This window comes from Chryseobacterium sp. L12, from assembly GCF_056133985.1.
Window position 1 is genome coordinate 431997 of the sequence record NZ_JBVYOF010000001.1, and the last position, 20517, is coordinate 452513.

26 protein-coding genes are annotated in these 20517 nt (G+C 34.6%); 14 read left to right on the forward strand and 12 right to left on the reverse strand.

Annotated elements, in window-relative coordinates; translation table 11 throughout:
• Positions 1 to 6 precede the first annotated feature (6 nt).
• A complete protein-coding gene (locus tag AC0NBN_RS02080; protein WP_160811756.1) occupies positions 7 to 393 on the forward strand; it encodes a DUF423 domain-containing protein in 387 nt (128 codons plus the stop codon).
• 86 nt (positions 394 to 479) lie between these two features.
• Here the strand turns inward: AC0NBN_RS02080 and AC0NBN_RS02085 are convergent, their stop codons facing one another.
• Positions 480 to 776, reverse strand: coding sequence for an MGMT family protein (locus AC0NBN_RS02085; RefSeq protein WP_160811755.1), 297 nt, complete (start codon positions 774 to 776; stop codon positions 480 to 482).
• A gap of 189 nt (positions 777 to 965) precedes the next feature.
• On the opposite strand from AC0NBN_RS02085, the gene AC0NBN_RS02090 reads away from it, so the two are divergent.
• The 5 genes from AC0NBN_RS02090 to AC0NBN_RS02110 all read left to right on the forward strand — a co-directional run bounded on the left by AC0NBN_RS02090 (position 966) and on the right by AC0NBN_RS02110 (position 4174).
• Positions 966 to 1112 carry a hypothetical protein gene (locus AC0NBN_RS02090; RefSeq protein ID WP_474466819.1) on the forward strand — a complete coding sequence of 49 codons (147 nt, stop codon included), beginning with the start codon at positions 966 to 968 and terminating at the stop codon, positions 1110 to 1112.
• A 66-nt stretch (positions 1113 to 1178) separates the two neighbouring features.
• Entirely contained in the window at positions 1179 to 1622 is a 444-nt protein-coding gene (locus tag AC0NBN_RS02095; RefSeq protein WP_143883854.1) for a 6-pyruvoyl trahydropterin synthase family protein, read from the forward strand.
• Between the two features lie 25 nt (positions 1623 to 1647).
• Positions 1648 to 2424, forward strand: coding sequence for a UDP-2,3-diacylglucosamine diphosphatase (locus AC0NBN_RS02100; RefSeq protein ID WP_160811754.1), 777 nt, complete (start codon positions 1648 to 1650; stop codon positions 2422 to 2424).
• A gap of 193 nt (positions 2425 to 2617) precedes the next feature.
• A complete protein-coding gene (locus AC0NBN_RS02105) occupies positions 2618 to 3598 on the forward strand; it encodes a LuxE/PaaK family acyltransferase (protein WP_160811753.1) in 981 nt (326 codons plus the stop codon).
• Between the two features lie 30 nt (positions 3599 to 3628).
• Complete coding sequence (locus AC0NBN_RS02110) at positions 3629 to 4174, forward strand: hypothetical protein (protein ID WP_160811752.1); 546 nt, start codon at positions 3629 to 3631, stop codon at positions 4172 to 4174.
• Between the two features lie 58 nt (positions 4175 to 4232).
• Here AC0NBN_RS02110 and aqpZ read toward each other — a convergent pair whose 3' ends face one another.
• Positions 4233 to 4952 carry an aquaporin Z gene (gene aqpZ / locus AC0NBN_RS02115; RefSeq protein ID WP_160811751.1) on the reverse strand — a complete coding sequence of 240 codons (720 nt, stop codon included), beginning with the start codon at positions 4950 to 4952 and terminating at the stop codon, positions 4233 to 4235.
• A gap of 188 nt (positions 4953 to 5140) precedes the next feature.
• On the opposite strand from aqpZ, the gene AC0NBN_RS02120 reads away from it, so the two are divergent.
• From AC0NBN_RS02120 to AC0NBN_RS02130, 3 genes are all read left to right on the forward strand, one after another.
• Entirely contained in the window at positions 5141 to 6259 is a 1119-nt protein-coding gene (locus tag AC0NBN_RS02120; protein WP_160811750.1) for a T9SS type A sorting domain-containing protein, read from the forward strand.
• A 113-nt stretch (positions 6260 to 6372) separates the two neighbouring features.
• Positions 6373 to 7206 carry an IS5 family transposase gene (locus AC0NBN_RS02125; protein ID WP_474466827.1) on the forward strand — a complete coding sequence of 278 codons (834 nt, stop codon included), beginning with the start codon at positions 6373 to 6375 and terminating at the stop codon, positions 7204 to 7206.
• An 86-nt stretch (positions 7207 to 7292) separates the two neighbouring features.
• Complete coding sequence (locus tag AC0NBN_RS02130) at positions 7293 to 7910, forward strand: DUF5715 family protein (RefSeq protein ID WP_143883848.1); 618 nt, start codon at positions 7293 to 7295, stop codon at positions 7908 to 7910.
• A gap of 157 nt (positions 7911 to 8067) precedes the next feature.
• Here AC0NBN_RS02130 and AC0NBN_RS02135 read toward each other — a convergent pair whose 3' ends face one another.
• The 6 genes from AC0NBN_RS02135 to AC0NBN_RS02160 all read right to left on the reverse strand — a co-directional run bounded on the left by AC0NBN_RS02135 (position 8068) and on the right by AC0NBN_RS02160 (position 12054).
• On the reverse strand, positions 8068 to 8832 hold the full coding sequence (locus AC0NBN_RS02135) for an MBL fold metallo-hydrolase (protein WP_160811749.1): 765 nt from the start codon (positions 8830 to 8832) through the stop codon (positions 8068 to 8070).
• A gap of 199 nt (positions 8833 to 9031) precedes the next feature.
• Positions 9032 to 9610, reverse strand: coding sequence for a Crp/Fnr family transcriptional regulator (locus tag AC0NBN_RS02140; protein WP_160811748.1), 579 nt, complete (start codon positions 9608 to 9610; stop codon positions 9032 to 9034).
• Positions 9611 to 9653: 43 nt separating this feature from the next.
• Positions 9654 to 9995, reverse strand: coding sequence for a hypothetical protein (locus AC0NBN_RS02145; RefSeq protein WP_160811747.1), 342 nt, complete (start codon positions 9993 to 9995; stop codon positions 9654 to 9656).
• 441 nt (positions 9996 to 10436) lie between these two features.
• Complete coding sequence (locus tag AC0NBN_RS02150; RefSeq protein ID WP_143883843.1) at positions 10437 to 10856, reverse strand: hypothetical protein; 420 nt, start codon at positions 10854 to 10856, stop codon at positions 10437 to 10439.
• Positions 10857 to 11090: 234 nt separating this feature from the next.
• Positions 11091 to 11624: a TetR/AcrR family transcriptional regulator gene (locus AC0NBN_RS02155; protein WP_160811746.1), complete on the reverse strand. Its 534-nt coding sequence runs from the start codon at positions 11622 to 11624 to the stop codon at positions 11091 to 11093.
• An 88-nt stretch (positions 11625 to 11712) separates the two neighbouring features.
• Positions 11713 to 12054, reverse strand: coding sequence for a winged helix-turn-helix transcriptional regulator (locus tag AC0NBN_RS02160; RefSeq protein ID WP_143883841.1), 342 nt, complete (start codon positions 12052 to 12054; stop codon positions 11713 to 11715).
• Between the two features lie 88 nt (positions 12055 to 12142).
• Between AC0NBN_RS02160 and AC0NBN_RS02165 the strand changes: the two genes are divergently transcribed.
• From AC0NBN_RS02165 to AC0NBN_RS02175, 3 genes are all read left to right on the forward strand, one after another.
• Positions 12143 to 13216, forward strand: a complete 1074-nt coding sequence (locus AC0NBN_RS02165; protein WP_160811745.1) for an alkene reductase — start codon at positions 12143 to 12145, stop codon at positions 13214 to 13216.
• A 661-nt stretch (positions 13217 to 13877) separates the two neighbouring features.
• Entirely contained in the window at positions 13878 to 14801 is a 924-nt protein-coding gene (locus AC0NBN_RS02170; RefSeq protein ID WP_160811744.1) for an NADP-dependent oxidoreductase, read from the forward strand.
• A 284-nt stretch (positions 14802 to 15085) separates the two neighbouring features.
• A complete protein-coding gene (locus tag AC0NBN_RS02175) occupies positions 15086 to 17026 on the forward strand; it encodes an ATP-binding cassette domain-containing protein (RefSeq protein WP_160811743.1) in 1941 nt (646 codons plus the stop codon).
• Between the two features lie 49 nt (positions 17027 to 17075).
• Here AC0NBN_RS02175 and AC0NBN_RS02180 read toward each other — a convergent pair whose 3' ends face one another.
• Genes AC0NBN_RS02180 through AC0NBN_RS02195 form a run of 4 tightly spaced genes read right to left on the reverse strand, consistent with a single transcriptional unit; the run spans position 17076 to position 19397 of the window.
• Positions 17076 to 17504, reverse strand: a complete 429-nt coding sequence (locus tag AC0NBN_RS02180) for a DUF1573 domain-containing protein (RefSeq protein WP_160811742.1) — start codon at positions 17502 to 17504, stop codon at positions 17076 to 17078.
• Positions 17505 to 17518: 14 nt separating this feature from the next.
• A complete protein-coding gene (locus AC0NBN_RS02185) occupies positions 17519 to 18319 on the reverse strand; it encodes a hypothetical protein (protein ID WP_160811741.1) in 801 nt (266 codons plus the stop codon).
• 14 nt (positions 18320 to 18333) lie between these two features.
• Positions 18334 to 19125, reverse strand: coding sequence for a hypothetical protein (locus AC0NBN_RS02190; RefSeq protein ID WP_089743309.1), 792 nt, complete (start codon positions 19123 to 19125; stop codon positions 18334 to 18336).
• Positions 19119 to 19397 carry a hypothetical protein gene (locus AC0NBN_RS02195; RefSeq protein WP_160811740.1) on the reverse strand — a complete coding sequence of 93 codons (279 nt, stop codon included), beginning with the start codon at positions 19395 to 19397 and terminating at the stop codon, positions 19119 to 19121. Before AC0NBN_RS02195 ends, AC0NBN_RS02190 begins: the two co-directional genes overlap by 7 nt.
• Before the next feature lie 150 nt (positions 19398 to 19547).
• Here AC0NBN_RS02195 and AC0NBN_RS02200 point away from each other — a divergent pair, with 150 nt between their 5' ends.
• Both AC0NBN_RS02200 and AC0NBN_RS02205 read left to right on the forward strand, forming a co-directional pair.
• Positions 19548 to 19886 carry a helix-turn-helix domain-containing protein gene (locus tag AC0NBN_RS02200; protein ID WP_160811739.1) on the forward strand — a complete coding sequence of 113 codons (339 nt, stop codon included), beginning with the start codon at positions 19548 to 19550 and terminating at the stop codon, positions 19884 to 19886.
• A 22-nt stretch (positions 19887 to 19908) separates the two neighbouring features.
• Positions 19909 to 20265, forward strand: coding sequence for a hypothetical protein (locus AC0NBN_RS02205; protein WP_160811738.1), 357 nt, complete (start codon positions 19909 to 19911; stop codon positions 20263 to 20265).
• Positions 20266 to 20517: the final 252 nt, after the last annotated feature.

Genomic DNA, 20517 nt, shown 5'->3' on the forward strand with positions numbered 1-20517 from the left:
TTAATAATGAAAACAATCACTTTAGTCTTCGGAGCTGTTTACGGAATGCTATCTGTCATTCTAGGCGCTTTCGGAGCACACGCTTTGAAAAAAATACTATCTGTGGAAAGACTGGAAAGTTTTGAAACAGGCGTAAGATACCAAATGTATGCTGCTTTTTTTCTATTAATTGTAGGCTACATTTTGAAATTTGAAACCAAAACCGAAAACTGGATTTCCTGGTTGATGATTTTCGGAACAATTCTCTTCTCTTTCAGTATTTACGGATTGAGCATGCAGGATTATTTCGGGATGAATCTGAAATTTCTCGGACCAATCACTCCGCTTGGAGGATTATTGATGATTCTGAGCTGGACGTTGCTGATTTTCTATTTTGTTAAAATGAAAATGTAATATTCTCAAGATAAATGAAGAATTTATGCGTTTCGGCGCGGCGGCTTTGCCGCCGCGCCGAAATTTTAGTCAAAGATCAAATTTAATTATATTTCTTCCATAGGATTCCAAAAAATATTTTTAAAATTCCTGATTTTTAAATTTTCCACTTCTATACCTTCTTTTTCCAATCTTGTTTGAAACTCAGGAACCGACAGTAAACCTGATGATGAAATGACCCGATGCGCCGGAACATCATCAGGGCATCCTCCCATTGCTTTTCCTACATGGCGGGAGTGATTTGGAAAACCAACAGCTTTTGCGATAGCGCCGTAGCTCGTTACTCTGCCTTTCGGAACCAGTTTTGTAATTTGCCATACCTGTTTTTTAAATATTTCGTTCATAATATTTATAGCATAATTTTTGGATAATTTTTATTCTAAGCAGTTATTCCGGCAATCAGACAATTTTGAATATTGTTTTCATTAAATGACTCTTTCATATCTTTAATTATAATTAAAGATATGAAATAAGCGTGATTTAAGATACACATACGGATGAAGATAGTTTTTTAAATAGAATAAAATTTACTTATGAAGAAATCAGTTTTTAAAATTTTAAATAAGATTAACAAAGCTATTCTGCCAAAACTAAGTGATAAGGATCCGGCCAAGCTGACCAAAATCCAGAAAGGAATATTGGCTTACCGCTACTTTGTATTGGTAAATTCATTAGACTGACTTAACGAGAAGTTTTTGTTAATTTATAGAGTATAAAAGCAAAATACAATTGCGTATCTTTGCAGCATGATACGTATTACAAAAATTTTTACATTCGAAACTGCTCATGTTTTATATAATTATGATGGTAAATGTAAAAATATGCATGGACATTCTTACAAACTTTTCGTAACGGTAAAAGGAAGACCAATTAATGATCTTGATCATCCTAAAAATGGAATGGTGGTAGATTTTGGAGATATAAAAACGATTGTAAAGTCTGAAATTGTAGATGTTTGGGATCATGCTGTACTCATCAACGGATTGTCTCCTCATAAGCAATTGGGTGAGGATCTCGAAGAAAAAGGGCATAAAGTAATTTATTGCACCTTTCAGCCAACCTGCGAAAATATGTTGTATGCTATTGCAGCCAAAATAAAATCTAAACTTCCGGAAGGAATTTCTCTTGCCTATCTTAAACTTCACGAAACCGAGAACTCCTACGGAGAATGGTTTGCTGAGGATAATTAATACGAAAGATTTAAAACGTTAAGTCGTGCTTAAAACAACCATTCATTTAGAGCCCGGAAAAAAAGTATATTTTGCTTCTGACCAGCATTTTGGAGCTCCTAATCCTAAAGAAAGTAAAATTCGCGAAGAAAAGTTTATCCGTTGGATGAATGAAATTAAAGAAGATGCGCAGGTTTTATTTCTCATGGGTGATCTGTTTGATTTCTGGCATGAATGGAACCACGTAATTCCTAAAGGTTATGTACGTGTTTTAGGAAAAATTGCTGAATTGAAGGATAGCGGAATCCAGATTTATTTTTTTGTCGGAAATCATGATTTGTGGATGAAAGATTATCTTGAAGATGAGATTGGCTGTACTGTTTTCTACAAAAAACAGTATTTTGAAATGGGAGGAAAGCAGTTTCTCTTGGCTCACGGAGACGGTTTGGGACCGGGAGATAAAGGTTATAAAAGGATGAAAAAGGTGTTTACCAATCCTGTCGCTCAGTGGTTTTTCAGATGGCTGCATCCGGATATTGCAATGAAAATTGCTTTGTATCTGTCTCAGAAAAACAAAATGATTTCGGGAGACGAAGATAAAGAGTTTTTAGGAGAGGATAAAGAGTTTTTAATTATCTACTCTAAAAAGAAACTGGAGAAGGAAGATATAGATTATTTTATCTATGGTCACCGTCATTTACCCATGGTTTTAAAATTGGAAAAGAATTCAAAATACATTAATTTGGGTGACTGGATATCTTATTTCACCTACGGAGTTTTTGAAAATGAATTTGAACTGAAAACTTTTGAGGCTGTAAAATAAAAAATTACCCCTAAAAGAGGTAATTCTCAATAAAGGCTATAAACCCCTTATTATTAATCCATATTCTGGTACGAATATACACAAAATATTAAACCAAATTTTTATTTACTTCTTAAAGTGTGAATTATTTTTGATTGGAAGATATAATTGCCTCAAAATGAGTAATTAAATTTATATAAAGCAGTGAATTAAGTTGAAAAATATATTTAATATAAAGAACGAACAGGATTTTTTGGAAGCTTCGTTGTCAGCGTTTACATTTCAGTATCATCATGTAGAGGTGTACAGGAAATTTGTAGATTATCTCAATATCAATCCTGAGAGTGTTGATTCTTTGGACAAAATTCCGTTTCTGCCGATAGAGATGTTTAAAAATCATAAAGTTCTCAATAAAAATATTTCTTCAGATCTGTATTTCCAGAGCTCAGGAACTACGATGATGAATCTTTCTAAGCATTATATTGCTGATGAGAGTATTTATCAGGAAAGTATTGTAAGGAGCTTTGAGCAATTTGTTGGCAAGCCGGAAGATTTTATTTTTCTCGGACTTTTGCCCAGTTATCTTGAACGCAAAAATTCATCTCTCATTTATATGGTAGACTATCTGATGAAGAAATCTGGTGAAAAAGAGAACGGATATTTTTTGTACAATCATGAAGACTTGCTTCATCTGTTGAATTTTCTGAAAGGTAAAAAAGTAATTCTTTTCGGAGTTTCTTTTGCACTTCTGGATTTTTTAGATTATTGTCTGCAAAGCACTCAGAACCTTGAGCATTCTGATACACTTACTGTGATTGAAACAGGAGGGATGAAAGGAAGAAAAGAAGAAATGACAAAAGATGAATTACTGAAAATTCTGCAAAATGGTTTTGGAACCGATAAAATATTTTCAGAATATTCTATGACCGAATTACTTTCTCAGGCATATTCTTTAGGAAATAATGAATACCAGTGTCCGGACTGGATGAAAATTTTAATCAGAAACACCGAAGATCCTTTCAGTTATGAAAAGGAGGGGAGAACAGGAGCAATTAATATTATTGATTTGGCAAATATTCATTCCTGCTCATTTATTGCAACTCAGGATTTAGGTAAAATAGAGAAAGATAAATTTCAGATATTGGGAAGGATTGATCATTCCGATATTCGCGGTTGCAGTCTGCTTGTAAGTTGATGACAATTGGTTTATTATATAAATTAAATCGTGTTAAAAATAGAAGAACTCGTTCATGCATTCATTTATTCTCAATGTGATTTTGAGAAAGAAATTGTTCTTACCAATCATTTTCAGGCAGATTGGGAAGCAGATATTCTAATCATTAATTCTGAGGGTTTTAGTCACGAAATAGAAATAAAACTTTCTAAAAGTGATTTCAAAAATGATTTTAAAAAATCGTACACCAATAATTCTACAGGAGAAAAATATCTGAAACATGACAAGATATGCTGCGGTGATTATATCTGCAACACATTCAGTTTTCTGCTTCCGATGGGAATGATAGAACACTCTTCAATACCTTCACATTGCGGAATTATTGAATTTTACCACAATGTAGATTCCTGGGAAACTGAATTTTATGAAATCCGCAAACCCCCGAGAGTGCATAATGATTCTTACTGGAAACTTACAGATAAGGATTTGTTCATCAGAAAAATGGCACTCAATCTTCTTTATCGTAAAATGGAAATTAAAGGAAAGCACGAAGAACTTATTTTTAAAAATCCTTTTGATTTAAAAAATAAAAAATAAAAAAAATCCTGCCTCAATAAAAAATGAAGCAGGATTTATCTCATAAAAAGCCGCTGATCTATAATACTTTATGTTCAGGCTTTTCAATCAGTAAATTGTAAGTGAAAGCGGCAACAATACCGCCCAAAACCGGAGCAACAATAAATAGCCAAAGCTGCGAAAGTGCTTCTCCACCTGCAAAAATAGCAGGACCAATACTTCTTGCAGGATTTACAGACACTCCTGTTATTTTTATGCCTACAATATGAATAAGGACTAAAGAAAAACCAATTGCTAAACCGGCAAATCCGCCATTGATGTTTTTCGTTGAGGTTGATCCTAAAATAACCATCAAAAAGATAAAAGTAAACACAAACTCTGCAACAAATGCAGCAGTCATATTGTAAGCATCCAGATAACCGGTTCCCCAACCGTTAGAACCCAATGCCCATTCTCCTATAACAGCACCGGGATGATTGGTGAAAATTATGTAAAGAACTCCTGCTCCTATTATCGCACCTGCGATTTGTGCAACAATATAAAGAATCGCTTCATCCAGTCTCATTCTTCCGGCGGCAACCATTGCTATTGAAATTGCAGGATTGATATGACACCCTGAAATATGTCCGATTGCGTATGCCATTGCGATTACACTCAGACCGAATGCAAAAGAAATTCCCAGAAGTCCGACTCCTGTTGTGCCATCTGCACCGGCAATTACTGCGCTTCCGCAGCCCATGAGAACAAGTACCATTGTGCCAATCATTTCGGCAGCAAATTTTGATGTTTTTGAAATCATTTTAATGTTTTTTAATTTATTAAATGCTAATGTACAAAAATTAATTATTCAATTAATTAGATTATTTGGTGGTTTTTAATAAATAATCTGATGTTAATTTTAAATTATTAACAAAAAATAACTATATTTAGACACATTTTCATTTTTCACGTACAATATCATGTATAATAATTCTAAAATAATTAATTATGAGTTTAAAATCTACTTTTTTCAAAATGCTGTTTTTTCTGACCGGAATATTTATCTCTGCTCAAAACAGTATTCTTTTGGTGTCTTCTGCTACAGGAGCTAAGAAAATTCTCCGTTTGAGTTCGTCAGACGGTTCAGTCATCAATGCGAACTTTATTGATATGACGGCACAAAATCCCGGAACGGTAAAAGGTATTGCTCAGGTAAATGATAGGATATGGGTTACAGATCAAACGGGTGATAAAATTTACATCTACGATTTATCAGGAGCTTATGTGTCTACAATCTCTTCAGGATTAGATAATTTACGCGGCATTAATGTCGTTAATAATGAGGTTTGGGTTACTAATGCTGGAAGTGCAAATGGTGCAACCGCAAACTCAATCGTCCGCTTCAGTTTAACGGGAACTCTTTTAGGAACTTATCCGGCTCCGAATACATCAATATTTGATGTGCTGGATAACAATAACGGGACGGTGTATGTTTCGGGTTTAGACATCAATGGCATTCAGAAAATTAACTATTCAGGAGTTTCGCAGGGAAATCTTGTTCCTTCGGGAGTTTTTCAGAATTTACAGCAAATAAATTTTACATCCAATGGAAATATTATTGCAGCGGTTTTCCAAAATAATTCTACCTCCGGAAATAATGCCGGAGTATATGTAATTTCATCAGCAAACGGAAGTATTCTGAATTATTATCCGGTAAGTAGTGGGAACCTTAGAGGTGTTATTCAGGCTGACAACGGAAATATTCTTTATACTACAGGAAGCGCATTATTTTCTATTAATACAGCAACTGGCGTTCAGACACAATTGGTTACTGGTCAGTTTCAGTATCTTACAAAAGCCACATTGCCCAATCTATCAGTGAATGATGTGCAGAAAGATTTTGCTAAATTTTTTCCAAATCCGGCAACCGATTTTATCATTATTAAAAGTGACAAGCCTTTACAGCAGATACATATTTTTGCGTCAGACGGAAGATTAGTAAGAAAACAAGCGGTAAATAATGAGACAAAATACAGGCTGAATATATCAGACTTATCCACAGGAAATTATTATCTCCAGATAGAATCAGAATCCAAAATGATGAGACATCAGTTCATCAAAAAATAGTTTCTGGTAAAAATTCAATCTTACAGGCTTTATATAATTAAAGCCTGTTTTTATGAGAGCTATAATGTATAAATGCTGAACTTGTTTAAAGTAAAAGAAAGAATGAAAACTTTATGAAAAAGTTGTTTCATTCTTTCAAAAAAAAGTTTGTTAAGCAAAGATATTATAAAAAAGAGATTTGTCCGTATTTATCATTAGGAGAAAAGAAAAATAACTCCAAAGTATTGTTGGAAGATGTTGTAAGAGCTATTCTATATCGTCTTAAAACAGGCTGTCAATGGCGGGAACTTCCTATGAAACAGTTTTTTGAAGTAGAATATAGCTGGAACAGTGTTTACCAGCATTTTGCAAGATGGAGTAAAAATGGAAGCTGGGAAATGATCAAACAAAGACTCTTAGAAAAGTACAAAACACTTTTGGACATGAGCTGTATTCAGTTGGACGGATCCCATACAATATCAAAAAGAGGAGGTGAGAATGTTGGCTGTCAGGGAAGAAAAAAAGCAAAGACGAGCAATATGCTTTTTATTTGTGATAATAATGGTCTTCCTTTAAGCTGTTCGGAAGTTACTTCCGGAAACCATCATGATGTTTTTGAAATCGAACAACAATTGCATATGATGTTGAAAGACATAAAGAAATCCGAAATTAGGACAGATTACCTTTTTCTAAATGCTGACGCAGGCTTTGATGCTTGGGAATTGAGAAACTTTTGTATAAAAAATGATCTGTTTGCCAATATTGATTTCAATAAAAGAAACGGCAATATCTCAGATAGAGAAGAAATTTTTGATAAAGAACTTTACAAAAGAAGAATCGTCATTGAGCGAATGAATGCATGGATAGACGGATTCAAAGCACTATTAATAAGATATGAGACTAAGGAAAAACATTGGAGAGACTTACACTTGTTAGCTTTTGTCTGCATTCTAATTAGGAAACTTTAAACAACTTCGCTAAAAAATATTAACTGAAAATTTGTTATATTTGAAAAGTTTACAGATTAAATGAAGTTTAAGTTGAAATTATTTTAATGAAAAAGCTGCTGTATTTTTTTCTTTTTTTATTAGGTCATGTTTTTTATTCTCAGTCATCACAGAAGATTAGTCCGTGCTACGATTTGAAAGAGGTGTTGAAAGTTCAGCCAACTTTTCTTTATCAGCCTCATCTGGACGCTTCAAGAAGTTTTAATGTGAAAATCCTGGAAACTACAGCTCACGTTCAGAGATATATCAATAAAGGTAAATTCCATACTGTTAAAAAAAGTGGTAAAGGTTTCAGAGTGCAAAAACTGGATTACAGTAGAGCATATTTGGTCTCAAAAGCGAAAATTACATTAGAAAACATCGGAGCAAAATTCAGCAAAGAGACCAAAGGTCAGACTTTTACCGTTTCGTCACTCACAAGAACGCTTGAGGATCAATGCAGATTGCGAAAAGTCAACAGCAATGCGTCGTTAGGCATCAGTTCCCATAATTATGGAAATTCTTTCGATATTTCTTATGTGAGATTTAATAATGTTCTTCGAACCAATCCTAAACTGGAAGCGGCATTAGAAAAAGTCTTAAAGCATTACGCCAATCTGGGGCGTATCTATTACATTAAAGAAAGGCAGCAAAGCTGTTTTCATATTACCGTAAGAAATTACTGATTAGATGAGGAGTATTTGATATTCTACAATTATCTTCAAGTATAAATAATTAAGACAGAAGTAAGCTGACTGAAAAGGTTACTATATTTATATGTTGCGGATAATCAATTTTCAGCCGTTAATTTGGAAATTATCAAGGGAAAGGCATTACAAAACACTACAAAACCACACTTTCTCCATCTTCCGGAACAAAAACTTTTTCCAGCAACTGATGATTTTTAAGTTCATTGCGAAGTTGAATTCTCGTGGTTGGGCAATGATTCAGCGCTTCCAAATGATTGGCAAAAACTTTTCCGGGTGCATTTTTGATGAATTTTAAAATATCATCCATCGTCATCAAAAGCGGTTTTCCAAAATCCAGTTGAGCGCTTCCGCACGCCAAAACCGAAATGTCGGGTTTCAGTTCCTGCAAAACCCGATCTACGTGTTCTGTATAAACAGTATCTGCACTGATGTAGATGGATTTTTCATTTGGAAATTCCACATAAAAACCCATCACATTTCCCATTGGTTTTGCAATAAATCCGTATCCGTGAATGGCAGGAATTCCGATGATTTTCCCGCCCAAAAAGCCGTATTCTTTCCAAAAATCTAGACTTTCAGCAATGTTTAATCCTCTTTTTTGGAGTGTTTTTTCATCATTTTTGGAGCAAATAACAGGAATGTTTTTCTCTTTCAAAAACGCTTCTGCGTCTTTGTCCAAATGATCGGGATGCAAATGCGTAATCAAACAATGCGTCACTTTTTCTAAAACGGAATCGCTGTTGGAAGGTAAATCTACCAAAGGATTTTTCCTCGGTTTGAAACGGAAAAGCGTGAAAGGCAAACTCGAACCTTTTTTGCCCAACATAGGATCGACTAAAATAAATTTTTCTTGTGTTTCTATAACCAAAGTGGCGTTACGAAGATGATGTAGTTTCATTTTTTTTAAAATTTTAAATTTTTGTAAATATGAAACGACGGAGCGATGCAAGTCATTGATTGGAATCAAGAAATTTCTTTTTTTCGAGTTTTTTTGCGTGAGGGATTGCAGTGGAAATCTTTTTTGTGAGGAACGAACAAAAAAATTGGAACGAAAAGCCCGACCTGACTGAAGAATGAAGGAAGGGCACGCCCAAATTTTAAAAAATCCGTTTCCGAATTCTACTCAATGTTTCGGGCGTTATTCCCAGATACGAAGCAATGTGATACTGCGGAATCTGTTGCAGCCAATTCGGTTGATGTTGCAACAAAATTTTGTAATTTTCTTCGGCGGTATTAATGAATTGGCTGAATTCATCTTGTTCTTTTTTCTCAATAATCCGTTGAAAAATTTCGTCCACAAAGAGTTTTCCGCAACTGTATTCCTTCAAAAAATGAAGGAATTTTTCTTTGGATAAGGTTCTGATCTGTACATCGGTCACACATTCCTGATTTTTGCGGGTCGGTTTTTCGGAAACAAAGGAATAGAAATCGGTTACAAATTCTTTGTCAAGAAAAAAATCAATGTTTTTCTCCTTTCCGTTGTTGGCATAAAATTCCCGAATAATTCCGCTGTCCAAAAAACGAAGTTCTTTTTCTGTTTCCCCAAAATGCAAAATGGGCTGGTTTTTTTTGTACATTTTGGTTTCAAAAGAATGCACAAAAAGCTCCAACTCTTCTTTGTTAAAAGGAAATTCGGTAATGAAAAACTGGTACAGTTGGTCGTTTTCGGGCTTCATCTTGCAGGCAAAATTAAGCAAAAAACAACCCCGAAAGCAACGTTTATCGATTGCCCACCAAAACTTTTTTCAAATCGCCTTTTTCTTTAATGAGCAATAGCAATACATAAGGTGCAAAAACAATAATCCCGATTACACCAGCAATAATGGCGATAACGATAGATGATCCAGAAAAATGATTACGCCACATAATCCACAAAGCCGAAAGGGTAAGGTAAGAACTAAAATCAAGGTTAAACTGCCCATTCCAATCTATGTTTTTGATGTTGGCGATAAAAACACTTAGTAAATCAGCGCCTTCTTTTTGAAACACCAAAATGGTGTACACCAAAACAGCCAAAGCTTGTAGAGCTAAAAGAACCTTTAGAAAATTAGAATTGTTCATTTTTTATTTTTTTTGAGTTAATTAAATTCCTAATACATTATTTAGTATGCTTTTCAGGCGAAAAATCGGCAGGAAAAGCTTGATGGTATATTTAGTTGTTTAAAGTGAGTTAAAATTTAAAATTCACTTTGCTGTAAACTCCTTCGGAGTTTTATCTGTGTAGTAATAATGTTCAAAATCATTCTGCGTTCCGTAGGAATGCTATCTATAAGTATTGAATTTGGAATATTTTTATTGCAATCCTACGGATTGCGCTTGGTCTAATTGCTATTATCTCTACACAGATTCTGCTCCTAAAGGAGCACTTATGATTTTTTGCAACGATTTTTTTACTTTAGACAAGCTTATTTTCGGGAAAAAACCTGTGAAAATCAGAGTTTTAAATGTGCAAAAATCTGCGTGAACACTTTTTTGCAGAAAATCAAATCTATGAATACCTTTTCAAGCTTTTGCAGCTTTCCAGAGCGGCCCAACTGCAATCAGCAACACCAAAATATTAATAAACGCATTACTCGTATTTCCCGATGCTACAGAACCCGCACTATCCAAGAAAAACCACGCCAAAAGTCCCGCTAAAACTGCTTTTCTTACTTCATTTGGTGCTTTATCGTAGACCCATTTTTGCAAAAACCAGATGCAAACACCCCAACCAAACAAAAATCCGCCCGTTAAAGCACTCAAAAATCGGGTGGTTGGTGCTTCGTAATTCTGCAATCCGTCCAGCGGAAGACTCAGCAAATCCAAAGACCAGCGTGCCGGTTCCGAAGTTGGCAACATTGTTCCCAAAAAGAAAATCGGACCAAAAGAACCCACGACAATTGCGGTAATTTTCAGGTAAAACTTGTGAAATTCTTGTGTCATTATCTAAATTTTTTGCAAAATTAGTCCTACAAAAGTTCAGATTGTAGACGCTTGCGTACAAAATGATAGATTAATTTTTTTGGGCGCCTTTTTCCGCCCTCTGTTCCCGCTTTTTTGTAAATCCCCCAAAGCTTTTGCCATTCCGGAATTTACAAAAAGAGCTCCACTCAGGTCGGGGCGCAACAGCAACAAAGTTTAGTACCTTGGGTATAAAACAGGAGATTATTGAAAATGTCACTCAAAATTTTTAGCAATTCTTTTCAAATTTTCAAAATAATGCGAAATCCATTCAAAACTAATATTCTCGGGGTTTATTTGAAGGAAAAAATTTTCCAAAGCCAGTTCAAAAATACTTTCCAACTGCTTTACCGAAAGTTTCAGTTGCAAATCGTTTGCCCAGACTTTTACAAATTCATTTCCTATAATTTGGTTCGATTTTTCCAGCGTTTCCCGAAATTCTTTTTTCTGTTGATTAAACCGAAGTTGGCGGTTAAAAAGTAAATCGGTTTTATGTTCCACCAAAATTTCTATCAACTCAGGTTGTATAGTTTGAGCCAATTTCTCTTTTTCGGCAATAATCTTAGATTGTTCCAAATGATAATTCAGGAGTTCTTCTACAAAGAGTTGCATATTCGCAAAATGATGATAAAAGGAAGACTTGCTAATCCCGATTTTTTTGGCAAGCGTTTCTATTTTCAAGGCATTTTCGCCCTGCAACGCCAATATTTCGTAGCCAGAGGTTATCCAAATGGATTTTGTTTGGGTCATTTTTTACTAGGTGTAATTCTTTTTTATAACTTATTCCTGATGATTTTCTGCGTGCATCGGAGAAAAATTCTGCGAAAATCTGTGGAAATTATTGCTCCCCAATCACTTTCTTTCGGTGTTCCAATCCCCATTCGATGATTTGATAAATCAGTTGTTTGATGGACGCTCCGTGATCCGTCATTCGGTATTCCACGGCAATCGGCGATTCTTGGATAACGACTCTTTCTATCATTTTCAGGTCTTCCAAATGGCGTAATTCTTTGGTTAAAGTAGAAGAAGTAATGTTTTTTAAATCCAATTTCAATTCGTTAAACCGTTTCGATCCATCGCAGAGTTTTGCCAAAATCAATCCACGCCATTTTCCACCAATAATTTCCAATACATCGGCAACTACTAATGCGCCTTGTTCTTTTGAAGTGACTTTCAGCATAGGTATCTTTTTATATACTTGTATTTTTTTACTACTAGGTAGCAAATATATACTTAATATTTATCTTTGCAAAAAAAATAAGACAATTATGAGCATTTTATTGAATCCTTTTTCGAAAGGAAACTTTACCCTAAAAAATCATATCGTAATGGCTCCAATGACCAGAAGCAGAGCCATTGATAATATTCCCAACGATTTGATGGCAACCTATTACGCCCAAAGAAGCGGCGCCGGACTCATCATTACCGAAGGAACGTCGCCATCGGCAAATGGTTTGGGTTACAGCAGAATCCCCGGAATTTTTAGCCCAGAACAAATAGAAGGTTGGAAGAAAACAACCGCTGCCGTTCACGAAAACAACAGCAAAATTTTTGTACAATTGATGCACACCGGTCGTGTTGCCCACGATATTAATTTACCAAAAGGCGGAAAAGTAATCGGCGTTTCGGACATTAAAGCAGCAGGAGAAATGTATTCCGATGGTGTAGGAATGAAGGAACATTCGCAACCAGTGGCTTTAACCACCGATGAAGTGTATGACGTGATGAACGAATACGTTTCGGCTGCGAAAAACGCTGTGGAAGCGGGTTTTGACGGTGTAGAACTGCACGCTGCAAATGGCTATTTGTTGGAACAATTCCTGAATCCGAACGTAAACAACCGAACCGATGAATTTGGCGGAAGCATCGAAAATAGAGTGAAATTTTTAATTGAAACGGCTCAAAAAGTCGCCAATGAAATTGGTAAAGAAAAAGTAGGATTGCGAATTTCGCCGTTTTCTACGTTCAACGATATGCAGCCGTACAGCGAAGAAGAAGTGAATGCAACCTACACCTATTTGGCGGCGGAACTGAACAAAATCGGGATTGCGTATTTGCATTTGAGTTATAATCCGCAAGTTTCTGAAACATTGATGAAGGGTTTAAAAGAAAATTTCGATGGTGTGATGATTCTTTGCAACGGACTTACTGCTGAAACCGCTGAAACGGCTTTGCAAGAAGGTTTTGCGGATTTGGTAGCGTTTGGAAGAAATTACATTGCTAATCCAGATTTCGATCAGCGTTTGGCAAAAGACGCTCCGCTAAACGAAATAGATTATAATACGCTGTACACACCGGGAGTGGAAGGTTTTACGGATTATCCTTTTTTGAATAACAATTAAAATGTGATGAACAGGTCGCTCCTACGGAGCTGAACTTGCGGTATGAATGAAAGTTCTATTAACAGTTTGCTCCTACGGAGCTAAATGGAAAATAAGTAGGATTTAGTTCGTTTATCAAATTGAAAATTACACAATCAAATGTATTGTAAAAATCCCGTAGGGATTTACTGTTAGTAGAAAAGATGAATTCGTGAAAAACGAAGCTCCGTAGGAGCGACCTGTTAAGAACGACAAGCAAACATTAATTTAGCATTGTTCTAAAAAAATCCTATAGGGATTTAATGTTAATAGAAAAGATAATTTTGTTAAAAGCGAAGCTCCGTAAGAGCGATCTTCTTTGTATAAAATAGAAATATTGAAAAGCTAATAAAGCAAAAAAATCGCGAAGGGATGCACTGTTAATAGAAAAAGTAAAATAGGCGAAGCGAAGCTCCGTAGGAGCGACCTATATATTGACGCTTCAAAAATTAATGTGTTTCGATTCTGATAATTTCTTCGAATGGTTGCAGCCCGACCTGAGTGGAGCTCTTTTTGTGAGGAGGAACGACGAACAAAAAAGCGGGAACGGAGGGCGGAAATAGCTGCCATAAAAAAATAAAAAACGTGCTATTCGATGAAATCAAATAGCTGCCCAAAAAAACAAGAAATAAAAATTTAAACAATGAAAGCAATACAATACACGGCATTTGGAAATGCAGACGTAGTAACAGAAAATGAAGTGCCAAAAGCGGCGATAACCCAAGAAAATCAGGTGTTGGTAAAGGTAAAAGCATTTACCATCAATCCTTTGGATATGAAAATCCGACAAGGTTATATGCAACAAGTATATCCGGTGCAATTTCCTTTCACACCAGGTTTGGATGCTGCGGGAATCGTAGAAGCGGTAGGAAGTGAAGTGAAAAACTTCAACATGGGCGATGAAGTAATGGTGTCGGCAATGGGCGGAACGTATGCCGAATATTGCGTAGTTCCGGAGCAAAATGTAGCGAAAAAACCTGCCGAAATTTCGTTTGAAGAAGCGGCTGCATTGGTGATTCCGATGGCAACGGCTCAGTCGCTTTTGGTGAATGTAGGAAACGTACAAGCTGGGCAAAAAGTGTTTGTTCAAGGAGCTTCTGGAGCGGTTGGTGCAGCGTTGATTCAACTGGCGAAAGCGTTGGGAGCGTATGCAATAGGTACAGCTTCGGGCGAAGGCGTGGATTTTATTAAAAATTTGGGTGCCGATGAAGCGATTGATTATAAAACGCAGGATTTTACGCAATTGGTAAAAGAAGCGGATTTGGTGATTGATTGTGCGGGTGGACCGTCGCAAAATGCCTTGTTTGAAGTGCTGAAAAAAGGCGGAACATTGTTGAGCATCACAATGCCGCCATCGCAAGAATTGGCGGAACAATTTGGCGTGAAAGCACAGTTCGTTTCATCGGATTTATCGGCAAAAAATATGCAATACGGTTTGCAATTGCTTGCCGAAGGAAAACTGAAACCTTCTGTAGCCCAAACTTTTACGATGAGTCAAGCTGCCGAAGCTCAAAATTTAGTTTCCGCAGGCGGCGTTAATGGGAAGGTGGTTTTGACGGTGGGATAAGTGATTTAATCTCCAAAAAAAAATTCCAAGAAGCAGATGTTTCTTGGAATTAATTATAAGAATCAGTTTCGTTTATATTTTTTTGAATAATATAAATGCATTTCTTTTATATATCCGTGACACTTATAAATTGCATTAGTGATTTCAAAAAGAACCAGAACACTTGTGAGCTTTGTAAATAATTATCTAGAAACGGAATAACTGATTTACAATTCTTTTATTTTGCTTACTTTTGCACCCGAAAAACATTCACATACATTATTCATCATTAATATTCATAAAAGATGCTTTCGGTTCAGGGTTTAGGTTTACATCATTCGGGAAATTATTTGTTTCAGAACGTTAATTTCACTATCAAAAAAGACGATAAAATTGGTCTTGTAGGAAAAAACGGAGCAGGGAAATCTACGCTGCTGAAAATGCTTTCAGGAGAAATTTCTTTTTATGAAGGAAATGTTGTGCCGGAAGGAAATATTACGATTGGCTTCCTTAAACAGGATCTTGATTTTGTAAAGGGAAGAACGGTCTGGAACGAGACCATGCAGGCTTTTGAGCAGATCAATGCCTGGAAAGAAGAATTGGAGGAAGTAAATCATCAGATGACGGTAAGAACGGACTACGAAAGTGATTCTTATACTGATCTTATCAATAAAATGACTGAACTGAATGATCTCCTGATGCATCACGATGCCTACAATCTGGAAGGAGATATGGAGAAAGTGCTTTTCGGTCTTGGCTTTAAAGCAGATGATTTTCAGAAAATAACAGATGAATTTTCCGGAGGATGGAGAATGAGAATTGAGCTGGCTAAGCTTCTTCTTCAAAAGAATGATATTATGCTTCTGGATGAGCCTACCAATCACCTGGATATGGAATCTATCATCTGGCTGGAAAACTTTTTGAAAGATTATCCGGGAGCAATTGTTTTGGTAAGTCACGATAAGCAGTTTATGACTGCGGTCTGCAACCGAACGTTTGATATTAATAATAAAAAGGTTGATGATTATAAAGCCAACTATTCCAAATATCTGGTGATGCGTGAAGACCGCCGTGAAAAGCTGATTCAGGCAAAAAAGAATCAGGATGCGGAGATCAAGCAGATGGAAGATAATATCAATAAATTCCGTGCAAGTGCTACAAAAGCTTCTTTTGCCCAGTCACTGATCAAAAAATTAGATAAAATCGAAAGAATTGAGGTGGATAATGAAGACGTTTCTAAATTTAATATCCGTTTCGTACAGTCTGTAGTTCCCGGAAAAGTTATTTTTGAGGCAGAAAACCTGGGGAAATCTTACGGAGAAAAGAAAATTTTTGATAATGTAGATTTTATGGTTCAGCGAGGAGACAGAATTGCGCTTCTCGGACAAAACGGACAGGGTAAAACTACATTAGCTAAAATTCTTGCAGGAGATATTAAAGATTATTCAGGAAGCTGGAATTTAGGACATAATGTCAATATTGGTTATTTTGCTCAGAATCAGGAAGAGGTTCTGACTCCGAATAAAACGGTGCAGGAAGAAGCAGAAGATGCGGCTACCGAAGAAACCAGACCGAGAGTAAGAGATTTATTAGGTTCATTCCTTTTTCAGGGTGAAGCGGTAAATAAGAAAACGAAAGTGCTTTCCGGAGGTGAAAGAAACCGTTTGGCGCTGTGTAAGTTATTGTTACGTCCGTTCAATACATTGATTATGGACGAACCTACCAATCACCTTGATATTCAGTCAAAAGAAATCATTAAGCTTGCTTTGCAGAAGTTTGAAGGAACGTTGATTGTGATCTCTCACGACAGAGAATTTTTACAGGGACTTTGTGATAAAATTTACGAGTTCCGGGACGGGAAAATGAAGGAGTTTTTGGGCGACATCAACGAATATCTTGAATACAGACAAAAAGAGTCCATCAGAGAAATTTCAGCCGAAAAAGCTAAACTTCATGGTGAAGAAGCTAAAGCTGAAGTAAGGGTAAAGAAAGAGGAAAAGACATCCGGCAATGGCAGCGAGCAATCAACATCAGGAACTCTAAGCAAAGAACAGAAAAATATTCAGAACAAGCTGAAAAAAGTGGAAGAGCAAATTGCAGAGCTTGAGACCGCTATAGAAAAGTTTGAGGCTTCTTTTACTAAAGAAAATCCTTCTGAGGAAACCCTCGAAAAATACAATAAAACCAAAGAAAATCTGGATCTTGCTTTGCAGGAATGGGAATATTTGGGAACACAGCTTGAATAATTTCAGCATAAGGATTAAGATGGACTTTTACAGTTCATCTTTTTTTAGCTCATTCCGTTACATCACCTTCTAAAGTGAGCGTTAAATTTTCCTGTTCAAAATTTCCTTTCACGAAAACGGTTACTTTATTTTTCCCTATGTCTTCTTTTGTAGGTTTAAATTTCGCTTTTATTGTCAAAAAATCTGCGGGTTGTATAATATTGTTTTTATATTCTAATGAAGTGCAATTGCAAGACGGTGAAATTTTGCTCAGTATAACGGGAGTTTCACCAACATTCATAATTCTGAAATCATACGCAACAGAATCTCTATAAGAAATTTCACCAAAGCTGTACTTAGATATAGGGATTTTTATAATACCATCGTTTTTAGTGATATTAATGGAAAATTTGTTGTTTGATAAAGTTTTAATAATCACAATTATTATAACGAATAGGGAAAACAATGTGATGAGAATTGTTTTTAATATCTGGTTCATTTGTGTTTTAAGATTTATTTGATGATGTCTAAAGTGTAGTAAAACTCTTTCATATCAGTTGTATGCTTCCAAGAGTTTTCTTTTGGAAAAAACCACCAGTAAAAGTTTTTTTTATTAGCTATTAAAAAAATATATTCAGACTTAGGTGCAACATATTCTATGACTATAAAAATACCCTTTTGTGGATATTTTAATTTTTTTGGAAACTCTATTTTTATTTTGGATAATAAGTAATTATTGAATTTTAAGTTAAAATCTGAAAGATTTTTCTCAAACTCCATCAGTAAATTATTATCATCAGGAAAATCTTCCTTATTTTCCAAAATTTGAATTTTAAGCTTACCTAAATTTTTGTCAAAGTTTTTTCTTTCATATACTGTAAGATTTATAGCTTTTATGAATGTATTATCCTTAGCATCAAATTTAATTGGAAAAGCGGTTCTACAGTTAGATAATAATGTAGTTATTCCATCCTTTTTATTATGGTTTTTATGAATCTTTAAATTATCTACTTTCTTTTTATTTCCTTCATCAATTACTACTTCATCAATTTCTTCGACTTTGTCAAAAAAAGTAAGAGTACCATTGTCGAAAACAAAATCTGATAGTTTATTATTATATAGTACTTTGCTATTTTTTTGAAAATGGGATTTGAAAATGTCGTTTTTGTGAATGACACTTTTTTTATCACCATCCACGATGACAATTGAGTCAAACTCTTTGTTGTCAGAAAATCGTGTAATTTTCTGAAAAAAATACAAATTGTTAATTAAAAAAGGAGGAAATATGACAATTGTTTTTAATATCTGGTTCATTTGTGTTTTAAGATTTATTTGATGATGTCTAAAGTATAATAAAATGAAGGATATTCTTTCATATATTTCCATTTGTTTTCATTTGGATAAAACCAAAAGAAATGTTCTTTCCCAGCACGTAACATTAAATATTTAGACTTAGGAGCAATATATTCCATCATAACAAAGAAACCATTTTTAGGATATTTTAATTTTCGGGGAAATTTAATTTTCATTTTTGCCAGTTGATAATTATTAAAATCTAAATCAAATTCGGAAAGGTTTTTCTCAAATTCCATCAATAAATTAGTATTATCTGGCAAATCGGTTTTATTTTCTAAAATCTGAATTTTAATTTTTCCCAAGTTTTTGTCAAAATCTGTCTTATCTTGAACGGTAAAATTAATTGAATTTATAAAAATTTTGTCTGAAGCTTTTAATTTAACTAAAAATGCTGTCTTGCAATTAGCTACTAATGCCATAGAGCTTATTTTTCGCTCATTTTTAACTGGCTTTTTTATTTTTTTACCATCTTCAATTACTACTTCATCTATTTCCTTAATCTGATCAAAAAAAGTAAGTGTATCGTTATTAATAACATATTCAAATGTCTGATTATCATGAAATACTCTGCTGTCTTCTGAAAAATGATAAGTGATAATTTCGTTTTTTTGAAGATTTTTTTTTTGGTTACTGTCTAATATCACAATAGAGTCAAACTCTTTGTTGTCGGAAAACCGTATAATTTTTTGAGAAAAAAATAAATTGCTGATGAATAATACGGAAAAGAGATAAACTCTTTTCCGCAATAATATTTTTCTTACCATTGTCCTGGAGATATTGGATTTTGTCCACAAGGCATAGATTCACGGCTCTCTCCTTCAAAACCTATCCAAAAAATATATTGTGTATAATGTTGTGTGCACATACACATTTGAGATCCATCTGGATTGGTACTACAAGGTGTACAGTCAGAAACATAAGTTTCAACCTTCCCAAACATAGGTCTTCTTGCATTTTCAGCATATTCATCTGTAGCAGAAGTCATTGCAAACACTGATGCTAATCCTAAAGCACCAATCAAAAATTTCTTTTTCATAATTGTTTAAGTTTTTAAAATTAATTAATATTTTTTAATCACGATGCTAAGATATTTTTGTTTTAAAAAAGTATCGGTACAAAATTTTACCATTTTTCTGCAACTGTTTACCCAAAATAAAATTTATTACATTTGTGGAAAAATCAGACTATGAGTGTAGGAACAACCATCAGAAGACTAAGGGAAAGCCAGGGCAAAACGCAAAAAGAAATTGCCGATCTGCTTAATGTAGACAGAAGAACGTACGCAAAGTGGGAAGAGGAAGCTACCGAAGTAAAAAGCAGTTTGGTGCCTAATTTGGCAGAAATTTTAGGGGTAGAAATAGCCGATCTGTACAAAAGTGACAAAAGCATCGAAATTAAAGACAGCTTTAAAGATAACAACAATAATAATACAAATACTGTTGTAATCATACTTACCGACAAAGAATTAACAGAAAAGTTTTTAGATTTGTTTAATAATTCAATTAAAAATAACAGCAAAGAATAATTTTTCTGCTTATCTTTGCACTATGATTTGTACTAAAAGCAGACATTTCAAAAATTTTATCTCCAGACTGATGTTTGGTGTATACTTTTTTGCGCTGTTTTCTCAGACATTTCATGAGCACGACTTTTCTGATACATTGAAAACATTCAATCTTAAAAAGTCAGAAAACACGCTTACAAAATCTGATGCTAAAGAATCTAAAGGAGACTGTTTGGCCTGTCATTTTATATCGACCGGAAACACACTTATGCCTGAAGAATTTACTTTCAAAGCAATTCAGCATTCAGAGAAAACAGAACAGATTTTTATTCTTCAGGAAAAAATTTGGGCTCAAACCAAATATTCTTTCCAGCTTCGCGGTCCGCCCGCAATTTCTTAATTCTTAATTATCTTTTTGGATTTTTTTGTTTAAATCTTAGGATTTAAATCATTGATTACTTTGAAATAACACTTTGAAGCTATTAAAACGGTCATAATCGGTTATTTTAATGTACTTGAATAATTCACGGCAATTATTATAATGATGTAAGTCAAAAATTGAAGCATTCCGGAATGAATTGTTTCATATTAAGTATTACATAAAAATCCAATCTAAATTTTTAACGACAGATATTTTTGATCTTTTACTGAT